General features: G+C 40.8%; 11 protein-coding genes and 2 pseudogenes. 7 read left to right on the forward strand and 6 right to left on the reverse strand.

The genetic code is table 11. The features are described from left to right. Positions 1-60 precede the first annotated feature (60 nt). Positions 61-1,113 carry an NAD(P)H-dependent flavin oxidoreductase gene (locus AC4CU3_RS16450; protein WP_058869485.1) on the reverse strand — a complete coding sequence of 351 codons (1,053 nt, stop codon included), beginning with the start codon at positions 1,111-1,113 and terminating at the stop codon, positions 61-63. A gap of 208 nt (positions 1,114-1,321) precedes the next feature. Here AC4CU3_RS16450 and AC4CU3_RS16455 point away from each other — a divergent pair. The 4 genes and pseudogenes from AC4CU3_RS16455 to AC4CU3_RS16470 all read left to right on the forward strand — a co-directional run. Further along, a pseudogene (locus AC4CU3_RS16455) lies at positions 1,322-1,822 on the forward strand (4Fe-4S cluster-binding domain-containing protein); the annotation flags it as partial. A gap of 94 nt (positions 1,823-1,916) precedes the next feature. Next, positions 1,917-2,780 (forward strand): IS982 family transposase, encoded by an 864-nt coding sequence (locus AC4CU3_RS16460; protein ID WP_004679438.1) that lies wholly within the window; start codon positions 1,917-1,919, stop codon positions 2,778-2,780. Between the two features lie 11 nt (positions 2,781-2,791). Next, positions 2,792-3,568: pseudogene (locus tag AC4CU3_RS16465) on the forward strand (radical SAM protein); the annotation flags it as partial. 1 nt (position 3,569) lies between these two features. Then, the gene (locus AC4CU3_RS16470) at positions 3,570-4,346 is read left to right on the forward strand and encodes a TIGR03915 family putative DNA repair protein (RefSeq protein WP_178928621.1); all 777 of its coding nucleotides are present in this window, start codon (positions 3,570-3,572) and stop codon (positions 4,344-4,346) included. Positions 4,347-4,633: 287 nt separating this feature from the next. Here the strand turns inward: AC4CU3_RS16470 and AC4CU3_RS16475 are convergent, their stop codons facing one another. Continuing rightward, complete coding sequence (locus tag AC4CU3_RS16475) at positions 4,634-5,332, reverse strand: VIT1/CCC1 transporter family protein (protein ID WP_125273371.1); 699 nt, start codon at positions 5,330-5,332, stop codon at positions 4,634-4,636. Positions 5,333-5,502: 170 nt separating this feature from the next. On the opposite strand from AC4CU3_RS16475, the gene AC4CU3_RS16480 reads away from it, so the two are divergent. Next, positions 5,503-6,804, forward strand: a complete 1,302-nt coding sequence (locus AC4CU3_RS16480) for an IS4 family transposase (protein ID WP_039891156.1) — start codon at positions 5,503-5,505, stop codon at positions 6,802-6,804. Positions 6,805-6,851: 47 nt separating this feature from the next. Here AC4CU3_RS16480 and AC4CU3_RS16485 read toward each other — a convergent pair whose 3' ends face one another. Together AC4CU3_RS16485 and ahpF are read right to left on the reverse strand one after the other, a co-directional pair. Further along, entirely contained in the window at positions 6,852-7,193 is a 342-nt protein-coding gene (locus tag AC4CU3_RS16485) for a hypothetical protein (RefSeq protein ID WP_004980136.1), read from the reverse strand. A gap of 180 nt (positions 7,194-7,373) precedes the next feature. After that, positions 7,374-8,939, reverse strand: a complete 1,566-nt coding sequence (ahpF, locus tag AC4CU3_RS16490) for an alkyl hydroperoxide reductase subunit F (protein ID WP_178928622.1) — start codon at positions 8,937-8,939, stop codon at positions 7,374-7,376. Between the two features lie 238 nt (positions 8,940-9,177). On the opposite strand from ahpF, the gene AC4CU3_RS16495 reads away from it, so the two are divergent. Together AC4CU3_RS16495 and AC4CU3_RS16500 are read left to right on the forward strand one after the other, a co-directional pair. Beyond that, complete coding sequence (locus AC4CU3_RS16495) at positions 9,178-9,396, forward strand: DUF1653 domain-containing protein (protein WP_004693482.1); 219 nt, start codon at positions 9,178-9,180, stop codon at positions 9,394-9,396. A 31-nt stretch (positions 9,397-9,427) separates the two neighbouring features. Then, positions 9,428-10,030, forward strand: a complete 603-nt coding sequence (locus tag AC4CU3_RS16500) for an O-methyltransferase (protein WP_373430693.1) — start codon at positions 9,428-9,430, stop codon at positions 10,028-10,030. 25 nt (positions 10,031-10,055) lie between these two features. On the opposite strand, the gene AC4CU3_RS16505 is transcribed toward AC4CU3_RS16500, so the two are convergent. Further along, positions 10,056-10,259 carry a KTSC domain-containing protein gene (locus AC4CU3_RS16505; RefSeq protein WP_004980128.1) on the reverse strand — a complete coding sequence of 68 codons (204 nt, stop codon included), beginning with the start codon at positions 10,257-10,259 and terminating at the stop codon, positions 10,056-10,058. A gap of 139 nt (positions 10,260-10,398) precedes the next feature. Continuing rightward, complete coding sequence (locus AC4CU3_RS16510; protein WP_279044158.1) at positions 10,399-11,829, reverse strand: pyridoxal phosphate-dependent aminotransferase; 1,431 nt, start codon at positions 11,827-11,829, stop codon at positions 10,399-10,401. Between the last annotated feature and the right edge of the window lie 197 nt (positions 11,830-12,026).

The raw sequence follows: 12,026 nt of genomic DNA on the forward strand, positions 1-12,026 counted from the left end.
CAAAAAATAATCAAAACTTTTAAAATCATATAGTTATGAAATCTTTGTGCAACAAAGCCCTTAATAACTGACTTGTTGCATTTCAACCAACAATTGGTTAATTAAGTCAGGTGCTTCCATGGCACGAATTTGCGAAACATTCGTACCTGCCCAAAATGCACCAAAGCCTTGATCGCCTTGTTTACTTGCTGCGGCATGTAATTGTTTTCCAAGATCATAACAGTAGGGATATGCAGCAACAGCAGGGCGGTTCGGTAGATCAATCTGGGTATGCCAGTGACCCAGTAAGCCGCGAGCTGGGCGACCTGAAATACTGGCACTTATTTGTGTGATGTGCTCATGGAAAAGTGCATGACGGTAGGCATCATTGGCATTCGACGTTTTGCATTGTACGAAAGCTGTCCCCAACTGTACCGCACTCGCGCCGAGGCTTAACATCTGCTGAGCCTGTGTACCATTCATAATGCCACCCGCAGCAATAATCGGGCACCGACAGTGCTGCGTCAGTAATTGTACGAGGTCGACCGTACGTATTGCACTATCAAAATGTTCATTAAAAATCCCGCGGTGTCCACCTGCTTCTATGCCTTGAGCAATAATAAAATCAATTCCTGCTGCTTCAATGGCCCGTGCTTCCGCTAAGTTGGTTGCAGAAACCATGGTTAAAATGCCAGCGTCTTTTAGCGCCTGTATTTGGTGCGGATGGGGAATACCGAAGTGAAAACTGACGGCTTTAGGGCGAGTTTCAAGTACAACATTTAAAAAGTCATCATTGTCCAAAAAGCTAGGATAAATACAGTGCAGTTGCGTGGGGGGGGCTGCATCGTATTGTTCAAAATGAGGTCTTACAAAATCAATCCATGTTTGTGCGATAGCTGGATCAAGTTCGACACTTTGATGACAGAAAAAATTAACTTGAAAAGGTTGTTCGGTCAGTGCTTGGGTTTTTAAAATTTGGCTACGTGCGGTTTCTGCGGTGTTTGCACCTAATCCAAGTGAGCCTAGCCCGCCTTGATTTGAAACCTCCGCCGCAAGCTCTGGTGTGGAAACACCAGCCATCGGTGCAAGGAAGATAGGATGTTTAATTTCAAGGCGTTCTAATAATAAAGACATGTACTTGCTCCTTTTACATATAGACACTTTGCCCAAGCACTGCAAAATTGGCAAATAATATTCAGTATTTTCTCGAAAAATATCTAAAAGCAATCACGTTTATTTTTCGGTTTTTAGCGACAATCCATGTCGTTGGGTATGTGTATTGGTAATGCTTTTAGTCTGAAATTTTTTATACTTTTATTTTTAGATTTTACTGAGGACCGTCATGACCGATCGTATCCGTGAAAAGCTACAGATTTTAGCTGATGCAGCTAAATATGACGTGTCCTGTTCGTCCAGTGGTAGCAATCGTAAAAACAAAGGCAAAGGTTTGGGGAATACAGGAAACGGTATCTGTCATAGTTATACAGAAGATGGTCGCTGTGTTTCATTGCTTAAAATTCTATTTTCAAATGTCTGTATTTTTGATTGTTCGTACTGTGTTTCTAGACGCTCTAATGATGTCAAACGAGCCGCTTTTACTGTACAAGAAGTGGTGGATTTAACCATCAACTTTTACCGCCGAAATTATATTGAAGGTTTATTTCTCAGTTCAGGTATTTTTAAATCAGCTGATTTCACTATGGAGCGAATGCTACAAGTGGTGAAAAAGTTACGCCTTGAAGAGAACTTTAATGGTTATATTCACCTAAAAACGATACCTGGTGCCTCCCAAGAGATTATTTCCGAGGCGGGCTTATATGTAGACCGCATGAGTATTAACTTAACCTGAGTTCGATATAAAAAAAGAGTAGAAAAAAAGCCCTGTTTTTGTAACATATTGGTTCTCAAGACAAAATGTTATAAAACAAGGCTTCTCAATGGATCATATTACCGAATTATTTTGTATTTTGGATGATTTCTGCAAAAAATTTAATGAATCTTTAGAGAAAGCTTTAATTTCTAATCAAAAAACCAGGTTGAAAAAGTCAGCTTTAAGCTTGTCTGAAGCAATGACCATTGTCATTTTATTTCATCAATCCGGTTTTAGATTCTTCAAATATTTTTATTGCCAAATGATCGTTCCATTCTGGAAATCTGCTTTTCCTAAACTGCTTAGCTACAACCGATTTATTGAAATCATGCCCCGTTGTTTGCAAGCTCTGAGTAGTTTCTTCCATCAGGTGAAAGGAAAAGATACGGGAATCAGTATCATTGACTCCACTAAATTGGTAGTTTGCCATAATCTTCGGATTAAAAGGCATCGTGTATTTAAAGGCTTGGCCGGTCGTGGAAAAAGTAGTACGGGTTGGTTTTATGGTTTTAAATTACATCTCGTTATCAATAATTTAGGTGAAATTATTAATCTCAAGCTGACATCGGGAAATGTTCATGATGTTGCTATATTAGAATCTTTAACTCAAGAATTAAAAGGGATCCTACTCGGAGACAAAGGCTATTTGAGCAAAGCAAAAGCCGAAGCTTTAGCAGCAAGAGGACTGAAAATATTGACCCCATCACGTCGGAATATGAAAAATAAACCCATCCAAACTGAAGAAGAAAAACAATTACTTTGCAGAAGAGGATTGATCGAAACAGTGAATGATCAATTAAAAAATTTACATCAACTTGAACATTCACGTCATCGTTCGGTAAATAACTTCATGGTGAATATCATGGCTGCTGTAGTGGCTTATTGTTTGAACCCCAATAAGCCAACTTTCCAAAATATGCTAAAAGGTTAAGTGGATTTCATCGAACTCAGGTTAACTTAGAAATGCCGACAGAAGTTGGTTTAAAACAGTTTGCACCTGAAAAATCACATGCAGAAGTACAAAAGGACTTGGGCATTGTACGCGATCGCTTAATTCAGTTGATGGATGAGCGGCGTGTGATTCAACATGTGCCGAAGTTTGTACCCGCTGGACAAACCACTCAGATGGTGGTGGGCGCACATCAAGAAACAGACAAAGATATTATTTTAATGGCAGATCATCATTATAAAGTGTATCAGCTCAAACGGGTGTATTTTTCAGGCTATATCCCAATCAATGAACAGGAAAAAATGCTTCCTGTCGTGGGTTCTGCACCGCCATTATTAAGAGAAAATCGGCTGTATCAGTCGGATTGGCTTATGCGTTTCTATGGTTTTGATGCGCAGGAAATTGTGAATGATCAGCATCCGAATTTAGATTTGGACATCGACCCGAAGCTAAGTTGGGCACTACGTAACCCTGAGCATTTCCCTGTTGATATTCAACATGCAGACTATCGTATGATTTTACGTGTTCCGGGGATAGGGGTGCAATCGGCTAAAAAAATTGTGCAAGCTCGTCGTTTTGGGCAGATTCATATCGATCAACTAAAGCGTATGGGAATTGCTTACAATCGGGCACAGCATTTTATTCGCTGTGCAGATACGCCAAAGTTTAAAAAAGAACAACAAGCGAACCAGATTCGGCAGCACATTTTGCAATCGGGGCAATCCAAATATCAAAAACAGCTTTCGCCTCAACTAGGCTTTGGTTTTTAGTATGTCGACATATCACTTTGATCAAAGCATGACTGGACTACTGAGTTGTGTATATAGAAGCTTTCAGTTTAAAGATTTTGACGTCAAGCTTGCATCTAACAATTCACAAGCCAGCTTGTTTGATGAGTGTATTGAGGTTGCTTCAAATGACGAACACGCAGAGCGAGTTTGGCGGGGATTAAAACAAAAAATCACAGCTGAGAGTCTGCGATCTTTTTATTATTGCTTTCTGTCTGAGCAGGAACAGGCACATCAACATCTTTTTAATTTCTGTATCTATGTGTTTAAAAATACACATTCTGTAGATCGTAACTATGCGCATGCGGATATATTGGCTGTTTCGCAGTGGGCCAAGCAAGTGGGCAGAGAAAAGCACCGTATGGAAGCTTTTGTCCGCTTTAAAAAATGTCAGGATGGATTGTTTTTAAGTTTGGTACAGCCAGATTTTAATGTTTTACCGCTGATAGAACCACATTTTAGAAACCGATATCAAGATCAAAGATGGTTGATTTATGATGAAAGAAGAAATTTTGGAATTTATTATGATTTGACAGCTGTGCATCAGGTGAAGATGGATGTGGATCAAATTGATCATGCACACAAAGTCGGACACAGTCAGTCCTTTAGTGTTGAATTAGATGATGATGAGCTGCTGTATGACCAGTTATGGAAAGATTATTTTAAAAGTATCAACATCGAGGCAAGAGCAAATATCAAACTACATGTGCAATATGTTCCTAAACGCTACTGGCGTTATATGAATGAAAAAACAATCTAGCGAGATGTAAGTAAGGCGTTGACTCATCATTTTCTATGATGTTTTGGGCTGTTATGGGAAGGGGAATAGACGTTAAGCAATTCATGCTAATTAAAAAATAAGCTGTTGCACCTGTAGAATTGAACTTCAATCATCAGTAATAGTGCATCTGAGTAGTGGCTCAGAGAAAAATGTGCAAGCTTAAAGTTGATGGTAAATGATGCTGTAAATAGTAAAAAGCCCATTCAATCCATGGACTTTTTACATTTTAAATAGGTAGTCTGCTATCGCTTTTCGTGTTGTTGACGTTAAACATGCACATTAAATAGGGAGCCAATCCAACTGGCAAACAGCATCGCAAAAATTCCCCATAGTGTCACACGAAATGCACCTGTCCACATAGAAGTCCCAGAAAAGTAGCTCGATAAAGCCCCTAAACCGAATAACGATAGTACCCCTGTGAGTGCAACTGACTGAGTCAGATAACCTTGAGGGCTTAAGAGAATGGCCAGCATGGGAAACAGAGCACCTAGTGAAAAGGCTAGGGCAGAAGAACCCGCGGCTTCAAGCGGCTTGGCACTGGTATTTTCATGGATGCCTATTTCATCACGGGCATGTGCAGACAGTGCATCATGTGCGCTGAGTTGTACTGCGACTTCATGCGCTAGTGCGGGTTCTAGTCCACGTTGTATATAAATTTGAGTCAGTTCTTTAAGTTCTAAGTGCGGGTTTTTATCTAATTCTCTGGCTTCATGTTTTAAGTCGGCTTCTTCAATATCTGATTGAGACTTCACCGAAATATACTCACCCGCAGCCATAGAGCTTGCACCTGAAATGAGCCCTGCAATACACGTGATGAGTAAGGTATGGCTTGTTGCGCCACTGGCTGCCATCCCCATAATCAAACTGGTCACTGAAATGATGCCGTCATTGGCACCCAAAACCGCTGCACGTAGCCAACCAGTACGATGAATTAAATGAGGTTCAACATGGTGAGAATAGGACATGACGATAGATCATCCTCAAATTTTAAAATTATGATTTGTTTAATAATGCATGTTTCCTCTACTATAGCACAGCCCATAAAAAAGCCTCCGAGTGGGATAATGCTGATCAGTTAAGACAAAATAGCTGAAATGCGGTAAAAATGAGCGTATCCAGATACGCTCATTTTTTTATGACTTTTTCTCAGAATTTAAGTTCAGCATTTCAGCAGACAGCTCCTTCACTTTCTAATTTTAGCGAATTAATTGATTTAAACTGGATTGAAGACTGTTTAAAACGGACCGGGAAAGCATCGGTCAGAAAAAGAAAACTCCCCGCAGAGCATGCTGTATGGCTAGTTATTGGACTTGCATTGTTCCGCGACCAGCCCATCTGGTATGTTGTTCAGCAGCTGCAGCTGGTTTTTGGCACGGCTGAAAGCTGCGCCCCAAGCGCATCAGTGCAGGCCAGACAGCGCTTGGGTCTGGAGCCTTTAAATGTCCTGTTCAATACACTGAGTCAGACATGGTTTGAAGATTCTCAGCCGCAATATTCCGCCTTTCATGGCCTAAGCATCTGCGCTGTAGATGGAGCCGTCTGGTCCATGCCCCACACAGATGAGAACTTCAGGCACTTCGGTTCTTCCAAAGGCAAAACGATAGCAGCACCTTGGCCGCAAGCCAGAGCGGTTTGCCTGATCAACACCAATACTCATGAAGTGATTGATGCCGGGATTGGAAGTATGGATCAAGGCGAGCTGACTTTAGCGAAGAAATTGAAAGTGCCTGCAAATAGCCTGACTTTATTTGACCGGGCCTACTTCTCTGCTGATTTCTTATCAGGGTGGCAGTCTCGGGAAAACTGCCATTGGCTTATGCGGGCTAAAGACAATCTGCGCTATGAAATTATCAGGAAAAACTCAGCGCATGACTTTCAAATCAGAATGCCTGTTTCTCCAAGAGCGAAGAAACTGAATCCGGATTTAGGTGACTATTGGGAAGCCCGCCTGATTGAAACTGAACAGTCTGGAAGGGTTAGACGATACGTTACATCATTATTAGATTCAAAGGCTTATCCTCTGGAAGAGGTCAGTACGCTGTATGCTCAGCGCTGGGAAATCGAGATGTGCTACCGTGAAATCAAGAGCGACCTGCAAGATGGGATGCATTTAAGAAGCAAGCAGCCTGAATTGGTGTATCAGGAATTATGGGGTGTATTGATTGCTTATAATATTCTTAGAAGGCAAATGAAATTTATGGCTCAACGGGCGAAAGTCAGCCCTTTGCGTATCAGTTTCCATATTGCTTCAATCAGCATTATCAATATATTAAGGCATACTCCGCTGGAATCGGCAGGGAATTTGCCCAAGCATTTAGAGCGTTTGCTGGAACAGTCTAAAATGTTTGTTTTGCCTGAAAGAAGATCAAGGCAATGCCCTAGAGTCGTCAAAATAAAGCCTCAAAAGTACCCAAGAAAATGCCAGTCAATTTCTTAACTGACTGGCATTACTCCGAGTGGGAGGCTTTTTTAAGCTTAGAAATATTATTGTGCTTTTTCTTTCACATCAGCAGCGCCTTGTTCTACTGCACCAGCAACATGAGCTGTTGCTTCTTTAGAGGCATTTTTAACATCTTCAGCAGCAGCTTCAGTTTTCGCAGCAGCTTCGTCAGCGGCAGCACCAATTTTTGCAGCTGCTTCATCCGCTGCTTTTTGAGTGTCAGATACTGCTTCACTAGTCGCGCTATTAATATCATGACCTGCTTGTTCAGCAGCATTTTCAAGGTGTTCACCTGTCGTTGCACCTGTTTCAGGTGCTTTTTCTTTTGAACAACCCACTAAAGCAACAACAGCAGCAAGACCTAAGGCAATAAGTAATTTATTCATTTTCATATCCTTTTCGTTTTATACCTAAAAGTAGGGGTTGGGCAAAATATAATCTACTTTGAATGTAAAGCAGACTGCATTATTGTTAAAAAAATGTAATTTTTTATAAAAAACAGCGTGATAAAAAGGCTTATAAGCGGAGTTGCCTATAAGCCTTTAGCTGAGAATAGTCTGAGTGAATTACACACCAGAACGAATAATGTAATCAAAAGCAGACAGAGATGCTTTCGCGCCTTCACCTGTGGCAATGATGATTTGCTTGTATGGCACAGTCGTACAGTCACCTGCAGCAAATACACCTTTGACATTGGTTTCGTTGCGATCGTTAATCACAATCTCACCACGGTTTGAAAGCTCAACCGTTGTTTCTTTTAAGAAATCGGTGTTTGGTAATAAACCAATTTGCACAAAGATTCCTGCAAGCTCTACCGTATGTTCTACATCAGTTGCACGATCTTTATATTTCAATGCTGTCACTTGCTTACCATCACCCACAACTTCAGTCGAGAGTGCATTTAGGATCACTGTGGTATTAGGCAAGCTATGTAACTTGTCTTGCAACACTTGGTCAGCACGTAGTTTGGTATCAAACTCAACCAAAGTTACATGTTCAACAATCCCAGCAAGATCAATCGCTGCTTCGACACCTGAGTTCCCCCCGCCAATTACGGCTACACGTTTGCCTTTAAACAGTGGACCATCACAGTGTGGGCAGTAGGCAACACCGCGGGTACGGTATTCTGCTTCGCCTGGCACATTCATTTCTCTCCAACGTGCACCTGTTGAAAGAATCACAGTTTTAGATTCAAGCTTCGCACCATTTTCTAAAGTGACTTCAACCAAGCCATTCGCGGTCTCATCTGCACCTTTGATGTTAGAAACACGTTGTAAGTTCATGATGTCCACACCGTACTCACGCACATGTGCTTCCATTTCAGCAGCAAACTTCGGCCCTTGAGTCTTTTGAATCGAGGTATAGTTTTCAATGTCCATGGTATCCATGACTTGACCACCCATCCGTTCAGCCACGATCCCTGTTTTAATACCTTTACGTGCAGCATAAATGGCAGAGGTATTTCCCGCAGGACCACCACCAATCACTAAAACATCAAAAGCATCTTTGGCATTGAGTTTTTCAGCTTCTTTAGCTGCGGAATTGGTATCCAGTTTGGCAATAATTTCTTCCAAGGTCATACGGCCTTGACCGATATGGTTATTGTCTTGGAACACCATCGGTACAGCCATGATTTTGCGTTCTTCAACTTCATCTTGGAAGAATGCACCATCAATCATAGTTGCTGTCGTGCCTGGGTTGTAAATAGCAATCAGGTTCAACGCTTGCACCACGTCTGGACAGTTATGACAGCTTAAAGACACAAAGACGTCAAAGTCAGACTGGATGCCCAAAGCTTTGATTGAAGCTAAAACTTCATCCGATACTTTGGGTGCATAACCTGAGGTTTGTAACAATGCCAAAATCAAAGAGGTGAACTCATGTCCCATCGGTAAACCCGCAAAGAAGACACGAGGCTCTTCACCGGCTTTTGCCACACCAAAGCTAGGTGCACGTGAGTTTTGACCATCAAAACGTGCAGTCACCAGCGGAGACAGTGCTGCAACCTCTTCAACCAATTCTTTGATTTTGTCTGATTTCTCAGAACCGTTCAAAGTCGCAACCAATTCAATCGGAGCTTCAAGGCGTTCAAGAAGTGTTTTTAATTGAGCTGAAGTATTTTGATCTAACATTGTTAAGCTCTCCAAAGCAGTCTGTAAAATTATTTGATAAAAGAATCATAGAGTAAATCTAAAAATAGATAAAACAGTTTGTTTTTATTTTAGCAATCGGTTTTATAGATTTAAAGATATTTTCTTCAATCATTTCATAAAGCTATATGGGGGATTTAAATGATTTTTCAAGTGATTTGCAGTTTAAGCCGTATAAATTAGGTATGATCAAGACAATTAAAAAATAGGGAAGCAAGTGATGCAATTACAGCGCGGTATCTATCAACATTATAAAGGGCAACTGTATCAAGTTTTACATGTAGCGACGCATAGTGAAACCGAAGAAAAACTGGTGGTTTATCAGTGTTTATATGGTGATTACTCGATTTGGGTACGTCCACTTGCCATGTTTACTGAAACGGTAATGCTAGAAGATGACCGTGAAGTTGAGCGCTTTAAACTGATTCAAGAAGTATAAACAACGCTAGTAAAGTAGAGGGGATTTGATTATGCGTGCAGAATTTTTGAGTAAAGTATCGGCCTTATATCAACGCTTTCAAGAACATGACAGTACGCAAGCAGATCGAATTGCGCGCTTTCGCAATATTGAGCCTGAGTCTGCACAATTTTTGGCGCAACTGGTTCATATTCAGCAGCCTCAGCAGATATTAGAAATAGGAACATCAACAGGTTACTCAACCTTATGGTTGGCTTATGCAGTGCAACAAGTAAATGCTCGATTAACCACTTTGGAAATTGATGCTGACAGAAGTCAACAAGCCGCGAGTCATCTTGCAGATTTCAATTTATCCAATGGTGTTGAGTTTTGGGTGGGTGATGCAGCTGAATATTTGAAGCAGTCGCAAGCCATCTTTGATTTTATATTGCTAGATGCTGAACGTGATGCTTATGTCGACTATTGGCCAGATTTGAAACGACTAATGTGTGTTTCACGCGGAGTTTTGGTGGTTGATAATGTTTTATCTCATGCTGATCAAGTCACGGACTTCATCGCGCGTATTCAGCAGGATGAGCAGTTTAACCTGTCTACATTAGCGATTGGTGCGGGCTTGTTGGTGGTGACGTGCGATCATGAAAAACAATCAGGATAAATCCTGATTGTTTGAGATTCAAAAATTAATGAATACTTAAGCGCGTAAAGTGCAAATCATATTCTAAATATTTATGAACAAAGGCTGTTTTATTATTACATCGAACTAAGTTGTTATAAATAAATTCAGGCACAGGGTGGTACAGCTCGCCTGAACCATCGGCATAGAAAATTTTTAAATAGCGTGTGGAAGCATTGTATTTCCAAGATGTTACCGCAATTGTCCCCATAAGCGACTCCCCATCATTTACATGGAATCACAGCAATGTGGCTGCTTAATTTAAACTTATGCCAAACTTAAAAAGTCAAGTATTACAGTTTTGTAAATAAAAAAACCGTACATAAAGTACGGTTTTTTTAAGTGATCAATTAACGCATTTTTGCAAGGAAACGGCCTACTCGGGTAATGGCTTCACGTAGTTCATTTTCAGCAGGTAAGAACACTACGCGGAAATGATCTGGTGTTGGCCAGTTAAAGCCTGTGCCTTGAACCAGAAGTACTTTTTCCGCACGAAGTAGATCAAGCATCAGTTTTTCATCATCCTGAACTGGATAGATTTCTGGGTCCAATTTCGGGAAGCAATACATTGCGCCTTCAGGTTTAACACACGATACGCCTGGAATGTCATTCAACATTTGCCAAGCGATATTACGCTGTTCGTATAAACGACCACCTGGACGAATTAAATCATTGATTGACTGGTAGCCGCCTAAAGCAGTTTGAATGGCATACTGCGCTTGGTGGTTGGCACACAAACGCATAGAAGCGAGCATGTCTAAACCTTCAATATAGTCGACTGCACGAGACTTATCGCCTGTAATGGCCATCCAGCCTGAACGGTAACCCGCAATACGGTATGCTTTAGATAAACCATTGAAAGAGATACAGAGTTTGTCACCCGCTAATGCTGCTACAGAAACATGTTCAATACCGTCATAAACGATTTTGTCGTAAATTTCATCTGCAAACAAAATCAAATCATGCTTTTTAGCTAATGCAACGATTTGCTCAAGTACATGACGTGGATAAACTGCACCTGTTGGGTTGTTTGGATTAATAATCACGATACCACGGGTACGTGGTGTGATTTTACTCTCCATATCCGCAATATCGGGATACCAAAAGTTTTCTTCATCACATTTATAATGAATGGCTGTACCACCTGAAAGATTGACCGCAGCCGTCCAAAGGGGGTAGTCAGGCATAGGCACGAGCATCTCGTCACCATCATCTAGCAAGCCTTGCATGGCCATCACAATCAATTCAGAGACACCATTGCCGATATACACGTCATTGACATGCATATCTAAGATGCCTTTTTGCTGATAGTACTGACAGATGGCTTTACGCGCAGGGAAAATCCCTTTTGAGTCGGTATAACCCACTGCATTTGGCAGGTTTAAAGCTACATCATTAATAATTTCTTGAGGAGCTTCAAAACCGAACGGTGCAGGGTTACCAATGTTGAGTTTGATAATCTTATGGCCGGCTTCTTCCATTTCATTGGCCGCTCGTAACACTGGTCCACGGATGTCGTAGCATACATGCTCGAGCTTAGACGATTTTTTTATTTCGCGTGGGGTGTGGAGAGTGTTCGGCATTTTGATGTTCTCGGAAAGAGTGGAGGTCACTTTTGCATAACGGTATAAATAGCTTTTAAATGTTTCAGTTGTCACTAGATCGAGATCATGTTCATCTCTAAGTAAAGCAACAATTTTTTCATGCGTAAATCCCACCTGTTGATATTGTTTAATCACAGGCAGTAGATGTTTAAAAATAACGCTCTTTTTTTGCGACATTTTTTTAATCCTGAGCAAGAATGTCAATAAGACTAACATTAAATTTGCTCACAAAAAAGCATTAAAGAAAATAAATTGCTTACCTCTTTTATAAAATGCTTTCTTTTTGCTTTTATTGGAATTATAGGTCTTTTGTAAATTGTGAACTAAACACTAGAAATTTTAAGATGAATCACGTAAATATAGGATTATCCTAT

It is taken from the genome of Acinetobacter sp. 802_lipA (genome assembly GCF_058242885.1).